The sequence below is a fragment of the Klebsiella sp. KPN54798 genome (assembly GCF_021184225.1).
Lineage (GTDB): Bacteria > Pseudomonadota > Gammaproteobacteria > Enterobacterales > Enterobacteriaceae > Klebsiella > Klebsiella pneumoniae.
This window is the reverse complement of the sequence record NZ_CP089234.1, coordinates 5322847-5349759: the sequence shown is the minus strand read 5'-3', so window position 1 is coordinate 5349759 and position 26913 is coordinate 5322847. Positions and strand designations below refer to the sequence as shown.

Annotated in this window: 29 protein-coding genes; 20 read left to right on the top strand and 9 right to left on the bottom strand. The window is 56.4% G+C overall.

The window, feature by feature from the left end; genetic code table 11:
• The first annotated feature begins 224 nt into the window (after nt 1-224).
• The 5 genes from typA (at nt 225) to fabY (ending at nt 5057) form a co-directional block, all read left to right on the top strand.
• Nucleotides 225-2048 (top strand): ribosome-dependent GTPase TypA, encoded by a 1824-nt coding sequence (typA, locus tag LPQ25_RS25645; protein WP_002882755.1) that lies wholly within the window; start codon nt 225-227, stop codon nt 2046-2048.
• A gap of 135 nt (nt 2049-2183) precedes the next feature.
• Complete coding sequence (gene yihX, locus LPQ25_RS25640; RefSeq protein ID WP_004151865.1) at nt 2184-2783, top strand: glucose-1-phosphatase; 600 nt, start codon at nt 2184-2186, stop codon at nt 2781-2783.
• Nucleotides 2777-3637, top strand: coding sequence for a virulence factor BrkB family protein (locus LPQ25_RS25635; protein WP_004146232.1), 861 nt, complete (start codon nt 2777-2779; stop codon nt 3635-3637). The genes yihX and LPQ25_RS25635 overlap by 7 nt, the downstream gene beginning before the upstream one ends.
• Nucleotides 3634-4071, top strand: a complete 438-nt coding sequence (dtd, locus tag LPQ25_RS25630; protein ID WP_002882809.1) for a D-aminoacyl-tRNA deacylase — start codon at nt 3634-3636, stop codon at nt 4069-4071. The genes LPQ25_RS25635 and dtd overlap by 4 nt, the downstream gene beginning before the upstream one ends.
• Before the next feature lie 44 nt (nt 4072-4115).
• Entirely contained in the window at nt 4116-5057 is a 942-nt protein-coding gene (gene fabY / locus LPQ25_RS25625; RefSeq protein ID WP_004178031.1) for a fatty acid biosynthesis protein FabY, read from the top strand.
• A 13-nt stretch (nt 5058-5070) separates the two neighbouring features.
• Here the strand turns inward: fabY and LPQ25_RS25620 are convergent, their stop codons facing one another.
• A complete protein-coding gene (locus LPQ25_RS25620; protein WP_012737090.1) occupies nt 5071-5988 on the bottom strand; it encodes an alpha/beta hydrolase in 918 nt (305 codons plus the stop codon).
• A gap of 204 nt (nt 5989-6192) precedes the next feature.
• Here LPQ25_RS25620 and LPQ25_RS25615 point away from each other — a divergent pair, with 204 nt between their 5' ends.
• The gene (locus tag LPQ25_RS25615; RefSeq protein ID WP_004150355.1) at nt 6193-6435 is read left to right on the top strand and encodes a ribbon-helix-helix domain-containing protein; all 243 of its coding nucleotides are present in this window, start codon (nt 6193-6195) and stop codon (nt 6433-6435) included.
• Entirely contained in the window at nt 6435-6818 is a 384-nt protein-coding gene (locus LPQ25_RS25610) for a type II toxin-antitoxin system VapC family toxin (protein ID WP_012737091.1), read from the top strand. Before LPQ25_RS25615 ends, LPQ25_RS25610 begins: the two co-directional genes overlap by 1 nt.
• A 173-nt stretch (nt 6819-6991) precedes the next feature.
• On the opposite strand, the gene fdhE is transcribed toward LPQ25_RS25610, so the two are convergent.
• Genes fdhE through fdnG form a run of 4 tightly spaced genes read right to left on the bottom strand, consistent with a single transcriptional unit; the run spans nt 6992 to nt 12515 of the window.
• Nucleotides 6992-7921, bottom strand: coding sequence for a formate dehydrogenase accessory protein FdhE (gene fdhE, locus LPQ25_RS25605; protein WP_004150358.1), 930 nt, complete (start codon nt 7919-7921; stop codon nt 6992-6994).
• Nucleotides 7918-8553, bottom strand: a complete 636-nt coding sequence (fdoI, locus tag LPQ25_RS25600; RefSeq protein WP_002882818.1) for a formate dehydrogenase cytochrome b556 subunit — start codon at nt 8551-8553, stop codon at nt 7918-7920. Before fdoI ends, fdhE begins: the two co-directional genes overlap by 4 nt.
• On the bottom strand, nt 8550-9452 hold the full coding sequence (gene fdxH, locus LPQ25_RS25595) for a formate dehydrogenase subunit beta (RefSeq protein ID WP_002882822.1): 903 nt from the start codon (nt 9450-9452) through the stop codon (nt 8550-8552). Before fdxH ends, fdoI begins: the two co-directional genes overlap by 4 nt.
• A 12-nt stretch (nt 9453-9464) precedes the next feature.
• Complete coding sequence (gene fdnG / locus LPQ25_RS25590; RefSeq protein ID WP_012737092.1) at nt 9465-12515, bottom strand: formate dehydrogenase-N subunit alpha; 3051 nt, start codon at nt 12513-12515, stop codon at nt 9465-9467.
• Between the two features lie 156 nt (nt 12516-12671).
• On the opposite strand from fdnG, the gene fdhD reads away from it, so the two are divergent.
• From fdhD to LPQ25_RS25545, 9 genes are all read left to right on the top strand, one after another.
• Nucleotides 12672-13508, top strand: coding sequence for a formate dehydrogenase accessory sulfurtransferase FdhD (gene fdhD, locus LPQ25_RS25585; RefSeq protein WP_002882828.1), 837 nt, complete (start codon nt 12672-12674; stop codon nt 13506-13508).
• Between the two features lie 128 nt (nt 13509-13636).
• A complete protein-coding gene (locus tag LPQ25_RS25580) occupies nt 13637-13849 on the top strand; it encodes a YdgH/BhsA/McbA-like domain containing protein (RefSeq protein WP_002882830.1) in 213 nt (70 codons plus the stop codon).
• A gap of 402 nt (nt 13850-14251) precedes the next feature.
• Nucleotides 14252-15232 carry a 6-phosphofructokinase gene (locus LPQ25_RS25575; RefSeq protein WP_002882831.1) on the top strand — a complete coding sequence of 327 codons (981 nt, stop codon included), beginning with the start codon at nt 14252-14254 and terminating at the stop codon, nt 15230-15232.
• Nucleotides 15233-15243: 11 nt separating this feature from the next.
• On the top strand, nt 15244-15558 hold the full coding sequence (locus tag LPQ25_RS25570; protein WP_004151864.1) for a PTS sugar transporter subunit IIB: 315 nt from the start codon (nt 15244-15246) through the stop codon (nt 15556-15558).
• Nucleotides 15551-16918: a PTS sugar transporter subunit IIC gene (locus tag LPQ25_RS25565; RefSeq protein WP_004150366.1), complete on the top strand. Its 1368-nt coding sequence runs from the start codon at nt 15551-15553 to the stop codon at nt 16916-16918. The genes LPQ25_RS25570 and LPQ25_RS25565 overlap by 8 nt, the downstream gene beginning before the upstream one ends.
• A complete protein-coding gene (locus tag LPQ25_RS25560; RefSeq protein ID WP_002882856.1) occupies nt 16905-17747 on the top strand; it encodes a class II fructose-bisphosphate aldolase in 843 nt (280 codons plus the stop codon). The genes LPQ25_RS25565 and LPQ25_RS25560 overlap by 14 nt, the downstream gene beginning before the upstream one ends.
• A 58-nt stretch (nt 17748-17805) precedes the next feature.
• Nucleotides 17806-18075 carry a hypothetical protein gene (locus tag LPQ25_RS25555; protein ID WP_002882858.1) on the top strand — a complete coding sequence of 90 codons (270 nt, stop codon included), beginning with the start codon at nt 17806-17808 and terminating at the stop codon, nt 18073-18075.
• Between the two features lie 9 nt (nt 18076-18084).
• Nucleotides 18085-18522 (top strand): PTS sugar transporter subunit IIA, encoded by a 438-nt coding sequence (locus LPQ25_RS25550; protein ID WP_002882861.1) that lies wholly within the window; start codon nt 18085-18087, stop codon nt 18520-18522.
• The gene (locus LPQ25_RS25545) at nt 18519-19112 is read left to right on the top strand and encodes a P-loop nucleotide/nucleoside kinase family protein (protein WP_002882862.1); all 594 of its coding nucleotides are present in this window, start codon (nt 18519-18521) and stop codon (nt 19110-19112) included. Before LPQ25_RS25550 ends, LPQ25_RS25545 begins: the two co-directional genes overlap by 4 nt.
• Here LPQ25_RS25545 and LPQ25_RS25540 read toward each other — a convergent pair.
• Complete coding sequence (locus LPQ25_RS25540; protein ID WP_002882863.1) at nt 19109-19432, bottom strand: AzlD domain-containing protein; 324 nt, start codon at nt 19430-19432, stop codon at nt 19109-19111. The two genes, LPQ25_RS25545 and LPQ25_RS25540, sit on opposite strands and share 4 nt — an antisense overlap.
• A complete protein-coding gene (locus LPQ25_RS25535) occupies nt 19432-20091 on the bottom strand; it encodes an AzlC family ABC transporter permease (protein WP_012737095.1) in 660 nt (219 codons plus the stop codon). Before LPQ25_RS25535 ends, LPQ25_RS25540 begins: the two co-directional genes overlap by 1 nt.
• Nucleotides 20092-20190: 99 nt before the next feature.
• On the opposite strand from LPQ25_RS25535, the gene LPQ25_RS25530 reads away from it, so the two are divergent.
• The 4 genes from LPQ25_RS25530 (at nt 20191) to LPQ25_RS25515 (ending at nt 25368) form a co-directional block, all read left to right on the top strand.
• Nucleotides 20191-20739: a helix-turn-helix domain-containing protein gene (locus LPQ25_RS25530; protein WP_002882865.1), complete on the top strand. Its 549-nt coding sequence runs from the start codon at nt 20191-20193 to the stop codon at nt 20737-20739.
• 87 nt (nt 20740-20826) lie between these two features.
• On the top strand, nt 20827-21822 hold the full coding sequence (locus LPQ25_RS25525; protein ID WP_002882866.1) for a substrate-binding domain-containing protein: 996 nt from the start codon (nt 20827-20829) through the stop codon (nt 21820-21822).
• Between the two features lie 115 nt (nt 21823-21937).
• A complete protein-coding gene (locus LPQ25_RS25520) occupies nt 21938-24061 on the top strand; it encodes an alpha-galactosidase (protein WP_048336822.1) in 2124 nt (707 codons plus the stop codon).
• A gap of 41 nt (nt 24062-24102) precedes the next feature.
• Entirely contained in the window at nt 24103-25368 is a 1266-nt protein-coding gene (locus LPQ25_RS25515) for an MFS transporter (RefSeq protein WP_014908121.1), read from the top strand.
• A gap of 37 nt (nt 25369-25405) precedes the next feature.
• Here the strand turns inward: LPQ25_RS25515 and rhaM are convergent, their stop codons facing one another.
• Together rhaM and fucO are read right to left on the bottom strand one after the other, a co-directional pair.
• Nucleotides 25406-25720 carry an L-rhamnose mutarotase gene (gene rhaM / locus LPQ25_RS25510; protein WP_012737098.1) on the bottom strand — a complete coding sequence of 105 codons (315 nt, stop codon included), beginning with the start codon at nt 25718-25720 and terminating at the stop codon, nt 25406-25408.
• Nucleotides 25717-26865, bottom strand: coding sequence for a lactaldehyde reductase (fucO, locus tag LPQ25_RS25505; protein ID WP_012737099.1), 1149 nt, complete (start codon nt 26863-26865; stop codon nt 25717-25719). Before fucO ends, rhaM begins: the two co-directional genes overlap by 4 nt.
• Nucleotides 26866-26913 lie beyond the last annotated feature (48 nt).

Here is a 26913-nt window from a genome sequence, read left to right as displayed (position 1 = left end):
AGGACTGCACCATGATGGAGATAATGCACCAAAATAGTGCTTCAGTGTGAACATTGAGCACCATTTTGGTGCAATTTTTGTTACGGTGCCCTTTTATCGCTCCGTGAAAGCGGTCACAAAGAAACTCTGCAATACTTGTTTGCGGAGGATGTTTGTGATCCTGTTCAGTCCTTCGCTTAATACGTGTACAATAACGCGCTATTTCTAATGCCTGAGGCAAAGTTGTGATCGAAAATCTGCGTAATATCGCCATCATCGCGCACGTTGACCATGGTAAAACTACCCTGGTTGACAAGCTGCTACAGCAATCCGGTACGTTCGACGCACGTACTGAAGCACAAGAACGTGTGATGGACTCCAACGATTTGGAGAAAGAGCGTGGGATTACCATCCTCGCGAAAAACACCGCAATCAAATGGAATGATTACCGTATCAACATCGTTGATACCCCAGGGCACGCCGACTTCGGAGGTGAAGTTGAGCGTGTTATGTCCATGGTTGACTCTGTGCTGCTGGTGGTAGATGCCTTTGATGGCCCGATGCCGCAAACGCGCTTCGTGACCAAAAAAGCTTTTGCCCACGGTCTGAAGCCGATCGTGGTCATCAACAAAGTTGACCGCCCGGGCGCGCGTCCGGACTGGGTTGTCGATCAGGTGTTCGACCTGTTCGTTAACCTCGATGCGACCGACGAACAGCTGGACTTCCCGATCGTTTACGCGTCCGCGCTGAACGGTATCGCGGGTCTGGATCACGAAGACATGGCTGACGACATGACCCCGCTGTACCAGGCGATTGTCGATCGCGTGCCGGCGCCGGACGTTGATCTTGACGGTCCGCTGCAGATGCAGATCTCCCAGCTGGACTACAACAACTACGTTGGTGTTATCGGCATCGGCCGCATCAAGCGCGGTAAAGTGAAGCCGAACCAGCAGGTCACTATCATCGATAGCGAAGGCAAAACCCGTAACGGTAAAGTCGGTAAGGTGCTGACTCACCTGGGTCTGGAGCGAATTGAGAGCGACGTAGCTGAAGCTGGCGACATCATCGCGATCACCGGTCTGGGCGAGCTGAACATCTCCGACACCATCTGCGACCCGCAGAATGTCGAAGCGCTGCCGGCCCTGTCCGTTGATGAGCCGACCGTTTCCATGTTCTTCAACGTCAACACCTCTCCGTTCTGCGGTAAAGAAGGTAAGTTCGTTACCTCTCGCCAGATCCTGGACCGTCTGAATAAAGAGCTGGTGCACAACGTGGCGCTGCGCGTTGAAGAAACCGAAGACGCTGATGCGTTCCGCGTTTCCGGCCGTGGTGAACTGCACCTGTCCGTTCTGATTGAAAACATGCGTCGTGAAGGTTTCGAGATGGCGGTTTCCCGTCCGAAAGTTATCTTCCGCGAAATCGACGGCCGTAAACAAGAGCCGTTCGAGAACGTGACGCTGGACGTCGAAGAGCAGCACCAGGGTTCTGTCATGCAGGCGCTGGGCGAGCGTAAAGGCGACCTGAAAAACATGAATCCGGACGGTAAAGGCCGCGTACGTCTCGACTACGTGATCCCAAGCCGCGGTCTGATCGGCTTCCGTTCAGAGTTCATGACCATGACCTCCGGTACCGGTCTGCTGTACTCCACCTTCAGCCACTACGACGACGTTCGTCCGGGCGAAGTGGGCCAGCGTAACAACGGCGTACTGATCTCCAACGGTCAGGGTAAAGCGGTAGCGTTCGCGCTGTTCGGTCTGCAGGATCGCGGTAAGCTATTCCTCGGCCACGGCGCTGAAGTTTACGAAGGCCAGATCATCGGTATTCACAGCCGTTCCAACGACCTGACGGTAAACTGCCTGACCGGTAAGAAACTGACCAACATGCGTGCGTCTGGTACTGACGAAGCCACGGTTCTGGTTCCGCCGGTTAAGATGACCCTGGAGCAGGCTCTGGAGTTCATCGATGACGACGAACTGGTAGAAGTTACTCCGACCTCTATCCGTATCCGTAAACGTCACCTGACCGAGAACGACCGTAAACGCGCGATGCGCGGTGCAAAAGAAGAGTAATTTTTTCTTCTTGTTGTTCGCTAAACCCCGCCTCTCCGGCGGGGTTTCTTTTTTTCATTCCTGCATCACACGCCAATAGTCAAATCCAGCCTTTCCCGCTAAAGTTAATTTTCCACGGCGCGGAAGGAGACAAAAATGCTCTATATCTTTGATTTAGGTAATGTGATTGTCGACATTGACTTCAACCGGGTATTGGGAGCCTGGAGCGATTTAACCCGCATCCCGCTGGCGACGCTGAAGCAGCATTTCACCATGGGTGAGGCTTTCCATCAGCATGAGCGCGGCGAGCTCAGCGATGAAGACTTTGCCGCCGCCATGTGCCATGAAATGAATATGCCCCTCAGCTATGAACAGTTTGCTCACGGCTGGCAGGCGGTGTTTGTCGCGCTGCGCCCGGAGGTGATTACCATCATGCATAAACTTCGTGCCCAGGGGCATCGGGTGGTGGTGCTCTCCAATACCAATCGTCTGCACACCACGTTCTGGCCCGATGAATACCCGGAAGTGCGCGCGGCCGCCGATCGCATTTATCTGTCGCAGGAGATGGGATTGCGTAAGCCTGAAGCGCAAATTTATCTGCGAGTACTGGAAGAAGAGGGGTTTTCCGCCGCGGATACGGTCTTTTTTGATGATAACGTCGATAATATAGCAGGGGCCAACCGGTTGGGGATCACCAGTATCCTGGTGACTGGTAAGGAGACCATCCCTGACTATTTCGCGAAACAGCTATGCTAAAAACCGTTCATCAAAAATTACTCCACCATACCCGGCCGCTGCTGGCGTGGCTAAAGCTGCTGTGGCGGCGCATTGATGAAGATCATATGACCACCCTGGCGGGGAACCTCGCCTATGTGTCATTACTGTCCCTGGTGCCGCTGATTGCCGTCGTGTTCGCGCTGTTTGCGGCCTTTCCTATGTTCTCCGAAGTCAGCGTGCAGATCCGTCATTTTATCTTCGCCAATTTTATTCCGGCGACCGGGGATGTAATCCAGGGATATATCGAGCAGTTCGTGGCCAACTCCAGCCGCATGACCGCCGTAGGCGCCTTTGGCCTGATCGTCACCTCGCTGCTGCTGATGTACTCGATCGACAGCGCGCTAAACACCATCTGGCGCAGCACGCGCAGCCGCCCCAAAGTTTATTCCTTTGCCGTTTACTGGATGATCCTGACCCTCGGCCCGCTGCTGGCGGGCGCCAGCCTGGCGATCAGTTCCTATCTGCTGTCGCTGCGCTGGGCAAGCGACCTGGACGGCGTAATTGATAATCTGCTCCGCCTATTTCCGCTGATCCTCTCCTGGGCAGCGTTCTGGCTGCTCTATAGTATTGTACCGACTACCCAGGTACGTAACCGCGACGCGGTGATCGGGGCGCTGGTGGCGGCGCTGCTGTTTGAGGCAGGTAAAAAGGCGTTTGCCCTCTATATCACCACCTTTCCGTCCTATCAGCTAATTTATGGCGTGATTTCGGTGGTGCCGATTTTGTTCGTCTGGGTGTACTGGACCTGGTGTATCGTCTTGCTTGGCGCTGAAATTACTGTCACTCTCGGTGAATACCGCAAACTTAAAACAGAAGAAACAGAACAACCATGATTGCATTAATTCAACGCGTATCCCGTGCAAGCGTTACCGTGGCGGACGAGGTGACGGGCGAAATTGGCCCGGGGCTTCTGGTGCTGCTGGGCGTCGAGAAAGACGATGATGAACAAAAGGCGAATCGCCTTTGTGAACGCGTGCTGGGCTACCGCATCTTCAGTGATGCGGAAGGGAAAATGAACCTGAATGTCCAGCAGGCGGGCGGCAGCGTGCTGGTGGTTTCGCAATTTACGCTGGCGGCCGATACCGAGCGGGGGATGCGACCGAGCTTCTCGAAAGGCGCTGCCCCTGACCGCGCTGAGGCGCTGTATGAGTATTTCGTCGCCCGCTGTCGCCAGCAGGAAATGCACACCCAGACCGGAAGATTCGCTGCGGATATGCAGGTTTCTTTGGTCAATGATGGTCCCGTGACCTTTTGGTTGCAGGTATGACCCAGCTTCCGGGCAGGCTGCGGGTAACAAAAGAGAGTACGACTATGTATCACCTTCGTGTACCGCAAACAGCAGAAGAGTTAGAGAGCTACTACCAGTTCCGCTGGGAGATGCTGCGTAAGCCGCTGCATCAGCCTAAGGGATCGGAACGTGACGCCTGGGACGCGATGGCGCATCATCAGATGGTAGTTGATGAAGAGGGCAACCTGGTTGCCGTCGGCCGGCTATATATCAATGCGGAGAATGAAGCCTCCATCCGCTTTATGGCTGTGCATCCCTCGGTGCAGGATAAAGGGCTGGGTACGCTGATGGCGATGACCCTGGAGTCCGTCGCGCGTCAGGAAGGGGTTAAGCGGGTTACCTGCAGCGCGCGCGAAGATGCGGTGGAATTTTTCGCCAAGCTCGGATTTGTCAATCAGGGTGAGATCACCACCCCGACCACCACGCCGATCCGTCATTTTCTGATGATCAAACCGGTCGCGTCGCTGGACGATATTTTGCACCGCGGCGACTGGTGCGCACAGCTCCAGCAGGCGTGGTATCAGCATATTCCGCTGAGTGAAAAAATGGGCGTACGTATTCAGCAGTACACCGGGCAGAAATTTATTACCACCATGCCGGAGGCGGGGAACCAGAATCCGCACCATACGCTGTTCGCCGGCAGCCTGTTTTCGCTCGCTACCTTAACCGGATGGGGGCTTATCTGGCTGATGCTGCGCGAGCGGCACCTGGGAGGCACCATTATTCTGGCGGATGCGCATATCCGCTACAGCCAGCCTATTAGCGGCCGCCCCAGCGCCATCGCCGACCTCGGTTCTCTGAGCGGCGATCTCGACCGACTGGCGCGCGGGCGTAAAGCCCGCGTGCAAATGCAGGTGGAGCTTTTTGGCGACGATAAACAGGGCGCCGTTTTCGAGGGGATCTACATCGTGCTGCCGGCGAAGCCCTTTGGCTCGTACGAAGAGGGCGGCAACGAGGAAGAGTAAGCGCCTGCGGCAGTTATCGTCCTGGCGATGCCACACGCCAGGCGATATCCCGCATGGCATCACGCGCGGCGTTGCTGACGCCTCCCAGCTGAAAGAAGCCGTGGATCACCCCCAGATAGCGCTGACAGGAACTCTCCACCCCTTGCTCCGTCAGCCTTCGGTACAGCACTTCGCCCTCATCACGTAAAGGATCGAACTCCGCCGTCAGAATGTGTACCGGTGGCAGCCCGTTAAAATCTTCGCGCCACAGCGGACAGGCATCCGGATGGTTTGCCGGCGTCGAGGCGAGGTACATTTCGTAGCCGCTCAGTAGCGTGTCCCGGGTAATCACATAGTCATCGCCATTGCTGAGGTAGCTCGCCATGCTGGCGGTGGGGTCAAGCATCGGATAAATCAGGATCAGTTGCGCGGGTTGCCACGCCGCTTTCGCTTTCAGGCGCAGGGCCGTGACCAGAGCGAGGTGCCCGCCGGCACTGTCGCCAGCCAGGGTGATACGTGATGCGTCAACGCCAAGCTGCTCCGCGTGCCGGTGGATAATCATGACACCTTGTTCTGCGTCATCGTGCGCCGCCGGAAAGGTATGCTCCGGCGCCAGGCGGTACTGTACAGCGATCACCCGGCAACCGCTGAACATGGCTAACTGACGGAGTTGGTTATCGTGGGTGGTAAAGCCGCCGCTGACAAAACAGCCGCCGTGGTAGTAGATAAGCGTGGGTAGCAGGCCGTCGGCAGTGGGCGGTGAAACGACGCGGAAGTGCATACCCTCCAGGGTGATATCCTCCACCCGCACTCGCGTTTCCGTCTCCCCGGCGAGTACCGCACTGGCGATATAGCCGGCCCTCCGATCATCAATATGCTGATCGCGTGATGACGGACGACCTGCCGCAATAAATGCCTCAACCAGCGAAGCAATCCCTTTTTCCAGCGCCATATGAAGTTCCTTATACTGTTTTAATATCCAGTGTTATAGCCTGGATTATGGCGAAAAGACAGGCCTATTGAGGTCGCCTGTGCATTATGGAAAGCGGCTCGCAAAAAAGAGTTTACCTGACAAAATCCTGTTTGTTTCCGATTCCAAAAGCTATAGATTGCTCATAACTTCATCACTGGTGATATACTTGAGGTATATATGAGCATGATGGCTGAAAGGGATATGGGCAGAATTCTTCTCGATTTATCAGACGATGTCATTCAACGTCTCGATGACCTCAAAGTGCAGCGTAACATTCCGCGAGCGGAACTGTTACGTGAAGCGGTTGAACAATATCTGGAGAAACAAGATCGAGCTAAAGATACCATCTCCAGTGCGCTGGGTCTGTGGCAAGACTGCGAAGAAGACGGCATGGAATATCAACGTCAGCTACGCAAGGAGTGGTAATGACCTCCGGATCTGCGCTTTTTGATACCAATATTCTTATTGATTTATTTAGCGGGCGTTGCGAAGCCAAACAGGCGCTGGAGGCCTGGCCACCGCAGAATGCGATCAGTCTGATTACCTGGATGGAGGTGATGGTTGGCGCTAAAAAATATCACCAGGAGCAGCGCACGCGAATGGCGCTGAGCACCTTTAATATCATTAACATCTCACAGGATATTGCAGAGCGAAGCGTTGCGCTGCGGCAGGAGTATAAGCTTAAGCTGCCGGATGCCATCATTCTGGCGACGGCGCAACTCCATCGTCTGGAACTAATTACGCGGAATACGAAGGGTTTTGCCGGTATTCCTGGCGTAGTCACGCCGTACGAAATCCACCCTGAATAATTCGAGTGGCAGGAGGACGACAAGTGAGCGACAGACTCGTCTGAAACGAATATCTCCAGCCAAAGGTTGGCCTCTGATAACGGTCAGTGACGCGTGTGAATAATCCCTGCGCACGTTCGTGTCACAAGAAGGAAAACGGGCGACAAGAGCCGCCCGAAATCATACTGCAGAACTTACTCCCCTTCGCCGGGGAACATGAACGGGTTAATTGAGCTTCTGGCGAAGCCCTCCTGTTCCATGCGGGCGTCGAGCACCAGGGAGGCCAAATCGTCGGCGACGGCTTCGACTTTCGGATCCTTTTCCTGATACATAATCTTCAGGTAGGTTCCGCAGTCGCCGCAGCTTTCGGCTTTCACCGCCGCCTGCTCGTTGTCCAGCGACCAGTAGTGCAGGTCGCGGCTCTGCTCGCAGTTGCTGCACTTGACGCGTACTACGTGCCACTCAGTTTCGCACAGGTTGCAGTGCAGATAGCGCAGCCCCTGAGTGGTGCCGATTTGCACGATGCTGGAGACCGGCATCGAGCCGCACACCGGGCAGAACTGGCGCTGTTCGCCGTATTCGGCGCGCGCTTTTCCTGGGATCAGACTGGCCATCTGCGCCCAGTAGAGCGACAGCGCAGCCCAGATAAACGGCGCTTTGTCGCTACTGACGGAGGCGAAATCGGAAACAAACAGCGCGCTGGCCATCTGCTCCAGCTCCTGCTCAGAGGCTTTTTCCAGATTCTCAATGACCGCCAGCGCCGGGCCGCTCATCTCCGGCTTCAGCTCGGCAATCAGCGAGTGCAACAGCTTGTGCCAGTGCTTGTCGCGCGGCAGGACGTGGATATCCAGCGGCGGCTTGCCCTGTTCGCTGGCCGCTTTAATGCGGGCGGTGAGATCCATCTGCAGCGGATGGTCGTACAGCACTACTTCCTGGGCATGGGCAATCAGCGCGGCAAAGCGCAGGTAATCGCCTAGCGGGTTATTAGCGGCCAGCTCGCGCAAGCGTTCAGCGCGGCGGTTATACAGATTTTTCAGCCTGGGGAACAGTAACGGCGGAATTGCTTCCGCCGTGCGTTTCTCGCTCGAACCCAGCTCGTCTTGCGGGATTATGCGAATACTCATTCAGATGACTTTTCCTGTTTCTGGCGGACCTCTCGGTACCAGCGCGGGTGATGTTTCTTCGCCCACGTTTTGGTAACCCAGCCTTCCACCATCGCGGTAATGGTGCCTTTCACCCAGAGGGCGGCGTAGATATGCACCATGATAACCACAATTAACGCCACTGCGGCAAATGAATGCAGCATCAGCGCAAATCGGATCACCGGGATTGAGAAAGCCGGCGCAAAATACGGACGCCAGATGATCACACCGCTCACCAGCAGCAGTACCAGGAAGATAATCGCCGCCCAGAATACGCATTTCTGGCCGAAGTTATAGCGCCCGGTATCGCCCACCTCCTCGTTGACGACGATCTTACGAATATTCTTCGCCCAAAAGATATCATCCCGATTGATTAGGTTGTGATGCCAGTAACGGAAAAACATGATGATAAACGACGCGAACATCACCACCCCGACGAACGGGTGGAGAATTCGCGCCAGCTGCGGCGTGCCGAGGATATGCATCAGCCAGTTAAAGGACGGGAAGAAAAAGCCTAACCCGCTCACCGCCGCCAGGACGAAGCAGAAGGCGGTGACCCAGTGGTTGATGCGTTCCGGCGCCGTGTAGCGCACGATGGTGTCACGTCTTTTCATTTGCGCACCTCGTCTTTCTCTTCATGCAGATTGTCCTCTTCCTCTTCCGCGCGGTTCGGACCGACGCCGACGTAGTGGAAGATACTGGCTGCGAAGGTCGCGGCGAAGCCGACGGCCGCCAGCGGTTTCCAGATGCCTTTCCAGAACTTGACGGTCTGGCTGATCTCCGGGTTTTCCGGCAGGCCGTGGTACAGATTCGGCTTGTCGGCATGGTGCAGCACGTACATGACGTGGGTGCCACCGACGCCGGCCGGATCGTACAGGCCCGCATTGTCATAACCGCGGGTTTTCAGCTCAGCCACGCGTTCGCCGGCCAGCGTTTTCATATCCTCTTTGGAGCCAAAGTGGATTGCGCCGGTCGGACAGGTTTTCACGCAGGCAGGCTCCTGGCCGACGGTCACGCGGTCTACGCACAGGGTACATTTGTAGACGCGGTTGTCTTCCGGGTTCAGACGCGGTACATCGAACGGACAGCCGGCGATACAGTAGCCGCAGCCGATGCACTGCTCGGACTGGAAGTCGACAATGCCGTTGGCGTACTGAATGATCGCGCCTTCTGACGGGCAGGCCTTCAGGCAGCCCGGGTCCGCGCAGTGCATGCAGCCATCCTTGCGGATGAGCCATTCCAGCTTGTCGTTTTGTTCCACCTCCGAGAAGCGCATGACCGTCCATGACTTGGCGGTCAGGTCCGCCGGGTTGTCATACACCCCGACATTGTGACCGACTTCATCACGAATATCGTTCCATTCGGAGCAGGCCACCTGACAGGCTTTACAGCCGATACAGGTGGTGACGTCGATAAGCTTCGCCACCTCCTGCTGGTGGTCCCGCGCCTGAGGCGCGGGGGTGAAACCGTTAGTCGCGGAACGACGAATAATATCTTGCGATTGGTAAGCCATAAGTCGTCTCCGTTACACCTTTTCCACGTTCACAAGGAAAGCTTTGAACTCCGGCGTCTGCGTATTCGCATCACCGACGAACGGCGTCAGGGTATTGGCAATAAAGCCTTTTTTCGCCACGCCCTCATAGCCCCAGTGAATAGGAATGCCGATGGTATCGATATCCTTACCGTCAACTTTCAGCGTGCGAATACGTTTGGTCACCACCGCCTTGGCTTTGATATAGCCGCGGTTGGAGGAAACTTTCACGGTATCGCCGTGGCCGATGCCGAGCTTATTCGCCAGTTTTTCCCCGATCTCCACGAACTGTTCCGGCTGGGCGATGGCGTTAAGTAGCGCATGCTTGGTCCAGTAGTGGAAGTGCTCGGTCAGACGGTAAGTGGTGCCGACGTACGGGAACTTCTCGGCCTTACCCATCTGCTCGAGATCGCCTTTAAAGACGCGAGCGGCCGGGTTAGAGACCACGTTCGGGTGCAGCGGGTTGGTTCCGAGCGGCGTTTCAAACGGCTCGTAGTGTTCCGGGAACGGTCCTTCCGCCATCTTGTCGATAGCGAACAGACGGCCCATCCCTTCCGGCTGCATGATAAACGGACCGACGTCGCTGCCAGGCGCGGCGGCGCTGTAGTCCGGAATATCCACGCCGCCCCATTTGGTGCCGTCCCATTTCAGCAACTGACGCTTCGGATCCCACGGTTTACCCTGCGGGTCCGCGGAGGCGCGGTTATACAGGATGCGGCGGTTGAGCGGCCAGGCCCAGGCCCAGCCCAGGGTATTGCCGAGACCGGATGGATCGGCGTTATCGCGGCGCGCCATCTGGTTACCTTCCGGCGTCCAGCTCCCGGCGAAGATCCAGCAGCCGCTGGAGGTGGTGCCATCATCTCGCAGCTGCGCAAAGGAGCTCAGCTGTTGGCCTTTCTTGACGATCACCGCGCCGGTTGCCGGGTCGGTGATATCCGCCAGCGCTTTACCGTTGCTTTCCATCGCCACTTCTTCCGATGCCGGCTCGTGTGGCGTGGAGTAGTTCCACGTCATGTTGAGCACCGGCTCCGGCGCCGGGCCACCCTCTTCGGCATACATCTTACGCAGGCGAGTGAAGATACCGGCGAGAATTTCACCATCGGTGACGGCGATCCCCGGGGCGTCCGCGCCTTTCCAGTGCCACTGCAGCCAGCGGCCGGAGTTGACGATAGACCCATTCTCTTCGGCGAAGCAGGTGGAGGGCAGACGGAACACTTCGGTCTGGATTTTCGCCGGATCGACATCGTTCGACTCACCATGGTTTTGCCAGAAGGTGGACGTTTCGGTATTGAGCGGGTCGATAGTCACGAGGAACTTCAACTTCGACAGGGAAGCGACGACCTTGTTTTTGTTCGGGAACGAGGCGACCGGGTTAAAGCCCTGGCAAATATAGCCATTCACTTTGCCCTGATTCATCATCTCGAAGTACTGCAGAACGTCGTAGCTCTTATCCCACTTCGGCAGCCAGTCATAGCCCCAGCTGTTTTCCGCGGTGGCTTTGTCGCCGAAGAAGGCTTTCATCATGGAGACGAAGAACTTCGGATAGTTGCCCCAGTAGTTGACCTGGTCTTTCAGCAGCGGCTTCGGCGTGTTAGCCGTCAGGTAGGTCTGCAGGTCGGCCTGTTTTTCGTTCGGCAGCGACATGTAGCCTGGCAGGCTGGTGGAGAGCAGGCCGAGGTCGGTCAGGCCCTGGATATTGGAGTGGCCGCGCAGGGCGTTGACGCCGCCGCCCGCCATCCCCATGTTGCCGAGCAGCAGCTGGATCATCGCCATGGTGCGGATATTCTGCGCACCGATGGAGTGCTGGGTCCAGCCGAGAGCGTACAGGAACGATGCGGTCTTATCCGGCGCGCTGGTTTCAGCAATGTATTCACAGACTTTGAGGAAGTCGGCCTTCGGCGTACCGCAGATGTTTTCGACCACATCCGGGGTATAACGGGAAACATGCTGCTTCAGCAGGTTCCAGACGCAGCGCGGATGTTGCAGCGTAGTATCGCGTTTGGCGAAGCCGTTTTCGTCCAACTCATAGTTCCAGCTGGTTTTGTCGTACTGACGTTTTTCTGCGTTATAGCCGCTGAACAGCCCGTCGTCGAAGCTATAGTCCTCACGCACGATCAGGCTGGCGTTGGTGTAGGCTTCGGTGTATTCGCGGTTGAATTTTTCGTTATTCAGCAGATACAGGATCACGCCCGACAGGAAGGTAATGTCGGTACCGGAACGAATCGGGGTATAGAAATCAGCCACCGACGCCGTACGCGTAAAGCGCGGATCGATAACGATGAGCTTGGCGCCGTTATGAATTTTGGCTTCCATCGCCCAGCGGAACCCCACCGGATGCGCTTCTGCGGCGTTACCGCCCATCACTACGACCAGGTTGGCGTTTTTAATATCAACCCAGTGGTTGGTCATCGCACCGCGACCAAATGTTGGAGCAAGACTTGCTACCGTTGGTCCGTGTCAGACACGCGCCTGGTTATCCACCGCCAGCATCCCGAGGGCGCGGGTGAATTTTTGCGTTAAATAGCCGGTTTCGTTACTGGAGGCGGAGGCGCACAGCATCCCGGTAGTCAACCAGCGGTTGACGGTGGTGCCGGCGTCGTTTTGCGCGATAAAGTTGGCGTCGCGGTCCTCTTTCATCAGCTTGGCGATGCGATCGAACGCTTCGTCCCAACTGATTTGCTGCCATTTATCGGAGCCTGGCGCGCGATATTCCGGGAATTTCAGGCGGCTTTCAGAATGGATAAAGTCCACCAGACCAGCCCCTTTCGGACAGAGCGCACCACGGTTGACCGGATGATCCGGATCGCCTTCGATATGGAAAATGGATGCTTTGGCGTTTTTCGCGCCGTCGCCGAGGCTATACATCAACAGCCCACAGCCGACAGAACAGTATGTGCAGGTGTTACGGGTTTCGCGCGTGCGCAGCAATTTGTACTGCCGTGTCTCCGCGAGCGCAGTTGCCGGGGCAAAGCCCAGCGCTGCTGCCGTGGTTCCCGCCATACCGCCAGCGCAGATCTTAAAGAACTGCCTTCTGCTGACCTGCATGGTTCGCTCCTTGTTTCGACATTGTCACATGTAGTTATTTGCTTTGCGGTGAAGGCCGCAAAGGTTCAGAATTAGGGCAAATTTCCCTCATTCCTGAAGGGATAAAAACAGAATACCACATTGTGTGTATGCCTGTTCCAATACGGTTAAAGCAAAGTGAACAAGAAGCCTCTCGAACAAATCAAAAATGTGACGAATGTCACAGGATATCGCCAGGTCTCCCTCTGGAAACGCGAGGATCTGCAACACCCTCAGCCAGATGAGTTAGCGGAAGAGGTGCCCGTCGCGCTGGTCTACAACGGTATCTCTCACGTGGTGATGATGGCCTCCCCGAAAGATCTGGAGCAATTCGCCGTCGGCTTCTCCTTATCCGAAGGGATTATCGAGCACCGGCGGGAGATTTTCGGCATGGACGTGGTAGCGGTGTGCAACGGCCTTGAGGTGCAGATTGAGCTCTCCAGCCGGCGTTTTATGGGCCTCAAAGCCCGGCGTCGCGCGCTGGCCGGGCGCACCGGCTGCGGCGTATGCGGCGTCGAGCAGCTCAATGATATTGGTAAGCCGGTCCAGCCGCTGCCGTTCACTCAGTCGTTCGATTTAGCCAATCTCGATCAGGCCCTGGCGCATCTTAACGACTTTCAACCGGTTGGCCGGCTCACCGGCTGTACTCACGCGGCCGCGTGGGTCCGGTTGACGGGCGAACTGGCGGGGGGGTTTGAAGACGTTGGCCGGCATGTCGCCCTGGATAAATTGCTGGGCCGGCGGGCGGAAGTCGGCGAGGGGTGGCAGCATGGCGCCGCGCTGGTCTCCAGCCGCGCCAGCTATGAAATGGTGCAGAAGGCCGCGATGTGCGGCGTCGAGATCCTGTTCGCGGTCTCGGCGGCCACCACCTTAGCAGTGGAAGTTGCCGAGCGCTGCAATCTGACGCTGGTGGGCTTTTGCAAGCCGGGCAGGGCGACAGTTTACACCCATCCGCAGCGTTTAATTGCGGGTTAAATATTGGTCAATAAATTTGAACAATGACAGCAAATCCTTCCGCTTTTTGTTTAGCGATGTGCGGGCTACTATTTAACACATCAAGGCACAGCGCCTTATCTAAACAACTAAATGAAAGGGTTTATATCATGAAAAGCATCAAAACTTTTGTCGCAGTAATCGCTATGGCCGCCTCTTTCGCTTCCTTCGCTGCTGAAACCGTGACCGCAACCGCCTCCACAATGGACGGCGCGGAAGCGAAAATCGCCGCACAGGCGCAGGCTGCCGGCGCTTCGTCTTACAAAATCACCGAAGCGTTTACCGGCAACCGCGTGCATATGACTGCCGAACTGAACAAATAAGCGTATAGCAACTGTCGAAAGAGCGCCTCAGGGCGCTTTTTTTGTTTTCGTTTTCCGCTTCCCGTCTCTGCGAAATTTGCCAATATTTTCCTCTGCTACGAAAAAAATGTGGCACTAATCACGTTTCCGTTCTTTTCTTAAATCCTCCTTTTTATGGCAAAGGAAAGGTCAGCACGCCTGAATATCTCGATTTTTTAACGCCATGAAATTTAAAGATATTAAAAACAGAAAGCGATGGAGATCACTCTATTTAAATGGGATATGTATCACAAAAATAGGTGTTTCGCCGTACCTGTCAACTATTCACTGCGGTAATTTAATACGCATTATGTGATCTTCATTGCAAATAGAAGGCTTGTACTCAGGGAAAAATGTTGTCAGGCAAATGAGCGAGGATGCGTCATGAAAATTGGTATCGTTATTAGCGGCGGGGATGTTTCTGGAATGAATAATTTTATATTCCAGATAGCCAGGCAGGCTAATGCTGATATCACGCTGTTTAATGGCGGTATTCCAGGGCTACTGGAGAAAAGTCATCAGGATATGGCGTGGCGCGATCTGGTTGATTATTCAATTACCGCGGTGCCGATCATTACCTCGGGGCGAACCAGTCGCAAACTGCAGCGCAGTGAATATGAAAGCATTGCTAAAAAACTTAAATCTCTGCGTATTGATGTGCTCATTATGGCCGGGGGGGATGGCAGCCTGCAGTTTCTGAATACCCTTAGTGAATTTGAGATTAATTGCTTTGGTGTGGGAATGACTATCGATAATGATGTGTATGGCAGTGATTATACGATTGGTTTTTCCACGGCCTGTGAGCAAATTATTAAAGAAGTCTCTCGTTTAAGAAATACCGGAAGAGCGCTGCCCGGTCGGGTTTTTATGGTTGAGATATTAGGAGGCTATTGTGGAGAACTAACGTTGCAGTCCGCCATTAAATGTAATGCGGATATTGCCCTGATCCCGGAGGCACAGATGCCGTTGGCCGTGCTCGCGGAACGGATTACCCGGAAGCTGAGTACGCAGAATAGCGTCGTTATCCTCTGCTCAGAAGGCTATACCAAAGAGTACTCTCCCGGCTTTCAGGGGGCGATTGATACCATGATTAAACAGCTGGAACCACAAATAGGTGTCCGTATCCGTAAAACGATCGTCGGCTATGGTTTACGCAGCGGTGATCCAACCTGCGAAGAGATTTATCAGGGCACTATTATGGCCAGTGAAGTGGTTCGCTGTATTCAGTCAGGTATGAAAAATAAAGCCATAATAATTAATTCCAGTAACAAACCTATTCCGATTGATTTAGTCAGTATGAAAAAACGTCTGGTCGATACTGAAGGACATCATTATAAACTTGCCAAGCAACTCAATATTATTTGAGGAGACCCTCCATGCTGAAAATTTTATGCGTATGTGGCTGCGGCCTCGGTTCAAGCTTTGCCATTGAAATGACGGCGAAGGCAGTTTTAAAGAAGCTGGAAATTCCCGCTCATATTGAACACACCACCGTTTCCGAAGCTGGGGCTTTTAAATCGGATATGATTCTGACGCAAAAAACCTTTGCCGACATCTTAACCGCCGATGCCAGTGAAGAAGAAATTAAACGTGTCGTGGTATTGAATAAACTTACTGATAAAGAGGAGATTGAAACTAAGATCGTCGCATTCTTAAAAGAACGTCATCTGAAGGTGGCTGATTATGAATAGCTTCGTTGCGTTTATCGTTAAGGATTTACTCGGTCAGGCATCCATTCTTATTGCTTTTATTGCCATGCTTGGCCTGATCCTGCAAAAGAAATCGCCAGGCAAAACCGCGGAAGGGACATTTAAAACGCTGCTCGGTTTCTTAATTATGATGGCCGGGATAAACATCATTGTCGCCACGCTGACCTTCCTGAATGATATCTTCACCCAGGGATTTGGCATGAAAGGCTATATTACCGATGTGGCCGCCATCGCCGGGTTAGCGAATCGGGAATTAGGTTCGGAGGTGGCGCTGACGCTGCTGGTGATCTTTGCCGTCAATATTATTATCGCCCGGCTGACGCCGCTGAAATATATTTTTCTGACCGGCCAGGCGCTGCTGTGGATGGCGACAATCGGCGCCGTGATTGGCTATAAGTCCGGGCTCACCGGCGTACCGCTGATTTTAACCGGGGGCATCTTCGGCGGCGTGATGGCGGTGTTAATGCCGGCCCTGGCGCAGCCGGTGGTCAGGCGCATTACCGGGTCTGACGATGTGGCCCTGGGGCACTTCTGTACTATCGGCTATCTGGTGCAGGCTGCGGTCGCTAAAGTTGTCGGAAAAGGCTCTCGCTCCACGGAAGATCTCGAACTGCCTGATAACTTTAAGTTTCTGCAGGATACCTATCTGGCCATGGCGGTGGTGATGGTGCCGATGTATCTCATCCCGGCTATCGCGGCGGGGCCGCAGTACATCGCGCAGTTCTCCGGCGGCATTAATTACCTGATGTATGCCTTCATGCAGTCCATTCAGTTTGTCGCCGGGGTATTTGTCCTCTATAGCGGCGTGCGTTTATTGCTCAATGAGCTGGTGCCGGCCTTTCGCGGTATCGCGATGCGTATTGTCCCGGATGCGAAGCCGGCTCTAGATTGCCCGGTGCTGTTTCCTTATGCGCCGAATGCGGTGATTGTCGGATTTCTGGCGACGACCGTCGGCTCGATTATCGGCATGCTGGTTTTCCCGATGTTCGGTCTGGCGATGATCCTCCCCGGACTGTTAACCAACTTTTTCGCCGGCGGCACGGCAGGGGTATTTGGCAACGCGCTGGGCGGACGCCGCGGGGCGATGATCGGCGGGGTTATTCACGGCCTGTTTATCACGTTTCTGCCGGCCATTCTGGTGCCCATGCTGGAGAGCTACGGCTTTACGGGCGTCACCTTCAGCGACTCTGACGTCATCAGCTCCGGTCTGGTATTAGGCCACGCCTTCCAGAATAACTGGCTCTTTGTCGCCTTATTTATTGTGTTTGTCGCCGCACTGGCATGGTTTGTCAACGGGAAATCCGCTAAGCCGAAAGGGGAAAGTGTTCATGAGTCTGTATAATTTTAATGAGATTTTAAAAATCGCTCAGGAAAGAGATTTTAAAGCGATTGGCTCGTTTAACTTGCACTGTATTGAGATGTTACCGGCTTTTTTCAAAGCCGCGCAAAACAGCCGCAGCCCATTAATGATCCAAATATCAACCGGTACCGCAGAGTATCTGGGGTATCGGTTACTGGTCGATGCCGTGCGTTCATTAGCAGACAGTGAAAATATCCCGACCTGCCTGCATCTCGATCACTGCTCCGATATTAAAGCCATCGAGACGGCAATGAATGCGGGCTTTTCTTCGGTGATGTACGACGGGTCTCACTTAAGCCTCGAGGAAAATATCGGTAACACGCGGATTGTGGTGGAAATGGCACGGCCGCGGAATATTACGGTAGAAGGTGAGCTGGGGGCGATCGGCGGGTCAGAGGATGGAAAAGCGGTGGCTGCCGAAGATATCTGTTTTACTACCGTCGAAGACGCGACGCGTTTTGTGAAGGAGACACAGGTCGATATGCTGGCCGTCTCGGTGGGCACTGTGCATGGCCTGTACACCGGTAAAGCGCAGATACAGCATGCGCGGCTGAAGGCGATAAGCGAAGCGACGGGCGTGCCGCTGGTGCTGCATGGCGGCACAGGTGTCAGCGATGAGGATATGCGGCTGGCCGTCACCGAAGGGATTAATAAAGTGAACGTCGGAACGGAAATGAACGTGCAGTGGGTCGATCGCTGTAAATCAACGTTTGAGAAAGGAAAAGTAAATGACAGCGTACGGAAATTTTTAATTCCCGCCAACCAGGCAGTGACTGCCGTATTAATGGAAAAAATGGCGCTATTTAAATAGCGTTGTTACCGACACATATCTTTTGTTGCCCTGTCTTCCGCCAGGGAGGGAGCTTGCTATGTTTGAATCATTGAAAACGCTGTGGAAAAAAGAGCAAAACCCGCTGCAGGATTATGATCAACAGTCCCGTCAGCTGGCGGAAGAGATCGCCAGACTGGAAGGCGAATTACAGCGCCAGCCCGATAATAGCGACGTGCAAAAAACATTGATGTTGACTTACAACCGGGCATTATCGGTATATGCCAAAAGTAAGAGCCACCGGCAGGATATCGATGCGCTGTTTCTGCAGATTGATAATTTACGCAATATTATTCGCCGCAATATCTAGGAACAGAGAATGACCATAAAAGAACTGCTTATTGAGGCCGATGCCATTCAGGTTGGCGTTGTGGAGTCCGACTGGCAGCGGGTAATAAAGCTGGCTGCCCGCCCGCTGGAGGCAAAAGGCTTTATTTCGACGGAATATAGCCAGGCGGTGATCGACAATACTTTAAATCATGGCGCTTATTACGTTTTTGATGAAGGGATTGCCATCCCCCATGCCCGCCCCGAATGCGGCGTCAGACGCAACTGCTTTAGCCTGGTGGTGCTGGAAAAGCCTATTCCCTTTGCGGACAGTGAAAAAGCGGACATTGTTATTATGTTTGGCGCCCGGGACAGCAATGCGCATATCGAGGAGGGCATCCGTTCCATCGTCGCGCTGCTGGATAATAATGACACCATGGCCAAACTGCGGACGGCCCGCAGCCGGGAGGAGGTTGTCGCATTACTATGAACAGACATCTGACCCCAGGCTGCAAAACGGCCATTTTAATCAACGGCATTCCGGCGTCGGGGAAGAGCACCATTACCCGTTTGCTGGCGGAGACCTTTAGCCTGCCGGTATTGACGATCGACGGCATCAAAGAGCCGTTTATGGCGCGCCTGGCCCCTGTCGACCGGCCGATGAATCGCCAGCTGGGCTGCGCGGCGTATGAGGTGATCTGGTCGATTGTCGGCGCATCGCCTGCCAGCATGGTCTGGTTGATCGACGCCTGGTTCGGCTTTCAGCCGCGGGAGACCTTGCAGAGACTGCTACAGCAGGCGGGCGTGGAGCAGGTGATTGAGGTCTGGAACCATATCTCTCCGGAGCTGGCCGTCGCGCGCTATGCCTCGCGGCTGGCGACGCGGCCGCCGGGCCACCCCGGAGAAGAGTATTTGCCGGAGCTGGCCCAGCTGGCCGGGCGGGCGCAGCCCATGTCGTTAGGACCTGTACTGACGATAGACCAGCGGCACCCGCTGCAAATCGAACCGGTTATTCAGTGGCTTGAAGGCACGATCGCCGGACAGCACAGCGGTTTTACAGATTACGCTTACTCGTCCTAGGGCATACCCGCCAGGCGCAGCAGCGCGGTCACCACGGCGGCGGCGATAATCACGCCGATCAGCGGGACCTTGCGCCAGGCGAGGAACACAGCGAAAGCAACGCCCAGAACGCGCGCCATGCCGGCGAAATGCGCGCCTTCATAGAAAGTGGTGGCCAGGGCGACGGAAAAAAGCAGCACCGTCGCCGCATCGGAAAGCAGCGCCTGCGAGCGCTCGGAAAATGCCAGCCGATTGCCGAGCTTCGCGCCGCCGAGACGCATCAGATAGGTTCCCAGCGACAGGATGGCGATACCGGCGATAAACAGCGTCATATTGCCCATTATTTTTTCCTCGACAGTAAACCGAACAGCGAAAGCAGCACCGGCAGCCCGGTGGGCACAAACGGTACGGCGGCAAGCGCCAGTGCGGCGCCGCTGACGGCGCGGATCAGCGTAGTGCGGTTTTTAAAGGCCGGGATCACCAGCGCCAGCAGGATCGCCGGGAAGACCGCATCAAGCCCGATGGTTTCCGGCGCTGGCAGCAGTTTGCCGACGGCCGCGCCGGTTAGCGTACCGAGGGGCCAGATCAGCGCGACGCCAGCGCCGCACAGCCAGTAGGCCGCTTTGCGCTGCGCGGGGGTGGGCTGCGACAAGCCAAAGACCACGCTCTCGTCGTTCATAATGTGGCATCCGATAAAGCTTAAGGCGCGCCGACCAACCAGTTCGCGTACGGTCACCCCGAACGGGATATGACGCGCATTGACTAACAGGCCGGCGGCGGCGGCGGCCAGCGGACTACCGCCGCTGGCGACAATGCCGATAAACATGAATTCAGAAGCGCCTGCCAGCACGGACACCGAAAGCAAGAGCGGCACCCATAAAGGGAAGCCGTAAGCCACCGCCAGCGACCCATAGGACATGCCCACCACCCCGACGGCAAGGCAGACCAAAACAATCGCTTTTATCGTGTCTCCGCTGAGACTGGAGAGAGTTTGTTTCATATCACTTAGCCATATCGAACGAATTTCCATTATAATGAACACATAATGATCGTTTTTCAAGGCGAACGAATTGTTCGATATAAAAAACAAGGGGCGGGTATGACACAGCCAATCAGCGTTATCGCCAAAAGTCTGGTGCGGGAGCGGGCGCGGACCGGGCTTTCGCTGGCGGAAGTCGCGCGTCGGGCGGGTATCGCAAAATCCACGCTATCGCAACTGGAGTCCGGCAACGGCAACCCGAGTCTGGAAACGCTGTGGTCGCTCTGCGTAGCGCTGGATATTCCATTTGCCAGGCTGCTTGAGCCGCAGGTGAACAAAACGCAGGTGATCCGCCGCGGCGAGGGGACCAAAGTGGTGGCAGAGCAGGCGAACTATCAGGCCATTTTGCTGGCCGCCTGTCCGCCCGGCGCGCGTCGGGACATCTATTTGCTGCTCACCCAGCCCGGCGCCGACCGCATTTCGCATCCGCATCCGCCAGGCTCGGTGGAACATATTATCGTCACCCAGGGGCGGGCGCGGGTAGGGCTGACGTCGGCGCCGGAAGAGCTCGGCGAGGGCGACTATATCTGCTACCCGGCGGATCAGGAGCATGTTTTTCAGGCGCTGGAGCCGGATACGCAGGCCCTGCTGATCGCTGAGCAAAACTGACATCGCGTCGGCGGGGGACGCGCGCTCGCTGGACGTCATAGCCATATTGCGGGAAACTAGCTTTCCTATGCGAAAACAGGGATTTTTATGTCGCTGAAAGCCATTGCCAAACAACTTGGGATCTCCGTCACGACCGTCAGCCGGGCGTTGAACGGCTACGACGATGTGTCGCAGGAGACCCGCGCCCGGGTTGAGGCTGAAGCGCAGCGCCGGGGCTATCGCCCCAACACTTTCGCCCGCCGTCTGAAAATGGGCACCATCGATGCCGTTGGTCTCGTCTTTCCTGTCCGCCCCGCGCCGCTCAACAATAACGTTTTTCTCGAGATGGTCGGGGAGATCAGCCATGAGCTGGCGCGCCATGACATTGATTTGTTGCTGATCGCCGATGATGAGCAGGCGGATAAACATGGCTATATGCGCATGGTGCAGGGCCGTCGCGTCGATGCATTAATCGTGGCCCATACTCTGGATGACGATCCGCGGCTGGCGCAGCTGCAGGCCTCCGGCTTTCCGTTTCTGGCGCTCGGCCGTAGCCGCCTGGCGCAGCCCTACGCCTGGTTTGATTTCGATAACTATGCCGGCACCTGCCGTGCCACCCGCCATCTGATTCAACAGGGCCACCAGCGTATCGCTCTGCTGGGCGAGAACAACAATCAGGCGTTTATTTTGCAAAGGCGTAACGGCTACCTCGATGCCCTGCGCGAGGCGGGGTTATCCGATGCATGGCTGCGTAGCGTGCCGGCGACGCGCCGCGGCGGCTATCAGGCCACGCTGGAGCTGCTGCGTCTGCCTGAGCCGCCTACCGCGATTATCACCGACTGCAACACCCATGGCGATGGCGCCGCGATGGCGCTCGCCCACCTGGGGCGTTTAACCGGCGACAACCGTGTCGCCCTGGTGGTATACGACGGGCTGCCGCAGGACAGCATCATTGAGACCGATGTCGCCGCGGTGATCCAGTCCACGCGCCAGGGCGTGGGAAGGCAGATTGCCGATATGGTGCGTCGCTTAATCGCCGGGGAGGATCTCGCCACGCTGCAGGTGCTATGGCAGCCGGAATTTATCCCGGGTGAAACCGCCTGATCTTACCCCTTTTTAACCCGTAATTCTGAAGCCGATCACGGATCCGAAACGTTTTGGTTGGCATCCGAAACGTTTCGGATCAACAGTAAGACATTCCTTGTGATGGAGATGTCTGATGTCTGATTCGCTGATTCACCTGCAAAGCGCCGGTGCCGATGTTGTGATTAAAACCCGCCCTTTCGCCGAAATTGTCTACTGGGGACCGCATTTAAGCCACTTTTCGCCGCAGGATGCCGACAGCCTGACGCGCCCGGTCGCCAACGGCAGACTGGATGTCGATTCGCCAGTGACCTTAATGGCGGAGCTGGGCCATGGTCTGTTTGGCGCGCCGGGCATTGAAGGCCATCGTCAGGGGCTGGATGCCTCTCCGCTGTTCACCACCAGCGAAGTGCGGCACAAGGGCCAGACGCTGACCCTGGTCAGCGAAGATCCGCAGGCCGGCCTGCGCCTGCAGAGCGAGATCGCGTTGGATGCCAGCGGCGTGCTGAGCGTGCGCCATGGCGTGACCAATCTGCGCGCCAGCCCATGGCAGGTGGATCGCCTGGCGGTCACGCTGCCGGTCGCCGAACGCGCTCGCGAGGTGATGGCTTTCCATGGCCGCTGGATCCGCGAGTTTCAGCCTCATCGCCTGACGCTGGAGCACGACAGCTTTGTGCTGGAGAACCGCCGCGGGCGCACCTCTCACGAACATTTCCCGGCCCTGATCACCGGCAGCCGCGCCTTTAGCGAGATGCAGGGTGAAGTCTGGGGCGTGCATCTGGCCTGGAGCGGTAACCATCGCCTGCGGGCGGAGGTGAAAACCGATGGCCGTCGCTATCTGCAGGCCGAGGCGCTCTATCTGCCGGGTGAAATGGCGCTGGCGGAAGGGGAAACCTTGTGGACGCCGTACCTGTATGCCAGCTACTCGGCGAATGGGCTGAACGGCATGAGCCAGCAGTTCCATCGTTATCTGCGCGAACGGATTATTCGTTTCCCGGGCAACAAACCGCGCCCGGTGCATCTCAACACCTGGGAGGGGATCTATTTCGACCACGACCCGGACTACATCATGCGTATGGCCGACGAAGCGGCGGCCCTGGGCGTCGAGCGCTTTATTATCGATGACGGCTGGTTTAAAGGGCGCAACGACGACTGGGCGGCGCTTGGCGACTGGTATCTCGATGAGAAAAAATACCCCTACGGCCTGACGCCGGTTATCGATCACGTGAAGTCTCTGGGTATGGAATTCGGTATCTGGGTGGAGCCGGAAATGATTAACCCGGATTCCGATCTGTACCGGGCGCACCCGGACTGGGTGCTGGCGCTGCCGGGCTATACCCCGCTGACCGGCCGCCATCAGTTTGTCCTGAACCTCAACATTCCCGAAGCGTTTGATTATCTGCTGGAGCGGATGAGCTGGCTGCTGGGCGAGCATGCGGTGGACTACGTGAAGTGGGATATGAACCGCGAGTTGGTGCAGCCTGGGCATCAGGGACGCGCCGCTGCAGACGCGCAAACGCGCCAGTTTTACCGCCTGCTGGATACGCTGGTGGCCCGTTTCCCGCACATTGAATTTGAATCCTGCTCCTCCGGCGGCGGACGGATCGATTATGAAGTCCTCAAACGCAGCCATCGCTTCTGGGCTTCTGACAACAATGACGCCCTTGAGCGCAACACCATCCAGCGCGGCATGAGCTACTTCTTTCCACCCGAGGTAATGGGCGCGCATATTGGCAATCGCCACTGTCATGCCACCTTCCGCCAGCATAGTATCGCCTTCCGCGGCCTGACGGCGCTGTTCGGTCATATGGGCCTTGAGCTGGATCCGGTGAGCGCCGATGAAGAAGAGCGCGCCGGATACCGAAAATATGCGGCCCTGCATAAACAGTGGCGCGACGTGATCCATCACGGCGTGCAGTGGCGAATAGATATGCCGGACGCCACCACCCTTGCCCATGGCGTCGTCAGCCCGGATGAAGCGCAGGCGATCTTCCTCGTTAGCCAGCTGGCGATGCCGGACTACACCCTGATGGCGCCCCTGCGCCTGGCGGGCCTGGAGGCGAGCGCCCGCTATCAGGTGACGCTCCTCGATCATCCGAACATTCAGATCACCGGTGAGGGCGGCCACACCATGCGGAAGCTGCCGGCATGGATGACGACGCCGCAGACGGTGAGCGGTGAGTGGCTGCAGCAGGCGGGGCTGGCGCTACCCATCCTCGACCCGGAAAGCGCCATTCTGATTGGTCTGCAACGCGTGTGATGGTATCGGGCTGCGCTGCGGCCCTTCTTGAGGAAAATATAATGAACCCGACCGTCTGTACCCACAAAAACAACCCCAACTTCTGGATTTTCGGGCTGTTCTTCTTTCTCTACTTCTTCATCATGGCCACCTGCTTTCCGTTTCTGCCGATCTGGCTGTCGGACGTCATCGGCCTGAATAAAACCGAAACCGGCCTCGTTTTCTCCAGCCTGTCGCTGTTCGCCATCTGTTTCCAGCCGATCCTCGGAGTGATCTCTGACAAGCTGGGGCTGAAAAAACACCTGATGTGGATCGTGACCGTTCTGCTGGTGCTGATTGCTCCCTTCTTCCTTTATGTTTTCGCTCCGCTGCTGAAAACCAATATCTGGCTCGGGGCGCTGAGCGGCGGCGCCTATATCGGCTTTGCATTCTCCGCAGGCGCCGGCGCGATGGAGGCCTATATCGAACGGGTAAGCCGCAACAGCGGGTTTGAATACGGCAAGGCGCGCACCTTTGGCTGCCTGGGATGGGCGCTGTGCGCGACTACCGCCGGAATGCTGTTCAGCATTAATCCCGAATGGGTGTTCTGGATGGGGTCAGCCGCCGCGCTGCTGCTGGTGGTGCTGGTGGCCATCGCCAAACCGCAGGCCAGTCAGTCCGCGCAGGTGATGGATTCGCTCGGCGCCAATCGCCCGGCGATCGATTTAAAAACGGCGGTGCGCATGTTCCGCCAGCGTAAGATGTGGATGTTTATTCTGTATGTTATCGGCGTGGCCTGCGTGTATGACGTTTTCGATCAGCAGTTCGCCACCTTCTTCAAATCGTTCTTCGCGACCCCGGAAGCGGGCACCCGCGCCTTTGGTTTCGCCACCACCGCGGGAGAAATATGTAACGCCATCATTATGTTCAGCTCGCCGTGGATTATTAACCGTATCGGAGCGAAGAATACCCTGCTGATCGCCGGGATGGTGATGGCGGCAAGAATGATTGGCTCTTCCTTCGCCACCACCGCCGCGGAAGTCGTAGCGTTGAAAATGCTCCATGCGCTGGAGGTGCCGTTCCTGCTGGTGGGCGCCTTTAAATACATCACCGGCGTGTTTGACGTCCGGCTGTCGGCGACCATTTATCTGGTGGGCTTCCAGTTCGCCAAGCAGGTGGCGGCGATCTTTCTCTCCGCTTTCGCCGGCAATATGTACGATCGGATCGGCTTTCAGGATACCTATATGATCCTCGGCGGTATTGCCCTGACCGTCACCTTAATCTCCGCGTTTACGTTAGCGGGTAAGATGAAAACCGAGCCGCTGCGCGATAATGCAATGACCGTTTAATCGACCGGCCTCCCGTCTGGAGGGAGGCCAGTTATTTTTACGCCAGATAAAACACTTCTTTGAGCTCCGCGCTCAGCGGGCTGTTGTCCGAGTTGCTGGGCATCACCTCGCGCATGTATTTCCACCAACGCTGGCATACTTCCGTGCTGGCGACCGCTTCCCAGCGGGCTTCCGATTCAATCTCCACCGTCGCGAACAGGAGATGGCGTTCTTTATCGAGATAGATGGCGTAGTGGTGCGCGCCGTGATCCTTCAACACTGCCTCCAGCTCCGGCCAGATGGGGTTATGGCGGCGCTGGTACTCCTCGTGCGCGTCGGGGTTCACCTGCATGACGAAGGCTTTACGGATCATAAGGCCTCCAGATAGAGCTCGCGAACCTCATCGCGGCTGGCGGGGCGCGGGTTACACGGCGCGCATGGGTCGGCCAGCGCTTTATCCAGCCAGCCTTCGATATCGGCTTTGCTGACGCCAAGCTGGCTAAAACCCTGGGGGATCCCTACGCGTTTGCTCAGCGTGCGGATGGCATTGATGGCCTCCATGCTGGCAGCTTCATCGCTCATGCCGCGAGTATCGACGCCCATCGCCTGCGCCACGCGGGCAAAGCGCGCCACCGCGTTCGGGCGGTTAAAGTTTTCGATGATCGGCAGCAGGATGGCGTTGCATACCCCGTGCGGCAGGTTGTGGGTGGCGCCAGGCTGATGGGCCAGGGCATGTACCAGCCCGAGACCGGCGCTGTTGAACGCCATGCCTGCCAGATACTGGCCAAAGGCCATCTGCTCGCGGGCCTGCAGATCGTGCCCATCGTCTACCGCTTTCGGCAGCCACAGGTTAATCAGACGAATGGCCTCGAGGGCGTTGGCGTCGGTCAGCGGATGGGCGCCAACGGAGACAAAGGCCTCGATGGCGTGGGTCAGGGCATCCATGCCGGTGGCGGCGGTAACGGCTGGCGGAATGTCGAGCATCACGCTGGCGTCGTCGACGGCGATATCCGGGATCAGGTTCGGGTCGATAATCACCTCTTTCACCTGCCGCTCGCTATCGATAATTACCGCGTTGCTGGTCATCTCCGCCGCCGTGCCGGCGGTGGTATTGATGGCCACCAGCGGCACGCCAGCGTTTTTCACTTTGCCGACGCCGGAGTAGGCGGTGGAGAGGCCTGGGTTGGCGGTGAGGATTTTTATCGCTTTGGCGGTATCAATCGGGCTACCGCCGCCGAAGGCGATCAGGTAATCGCAGCGGGCCGCCTGGTAAGCCGCATAGCCTTGCTGCACCAGCGCTTCGGTGGGGTTGGGGAATACCTCGTCAAATAGCTGATAAGCCATCTGCTGTTCATCCAGCGCGGCGAACAGGCTGTCCAGCAGGCCCAGCTTCACCAGCTGACCGTCGGTGACGATCAGCGCCTTGCCCCACTGTTTGCCCGCTACCAGCTTGACCATATCACCGATCGCGCCTGCGCCGTGGAGGCTGATTTTAGGTAGTGCCAACATAAAACTCATGATAATTCTCCTTAATGTTGATTTTGGGAAATCCGTTTCCCCTCACCC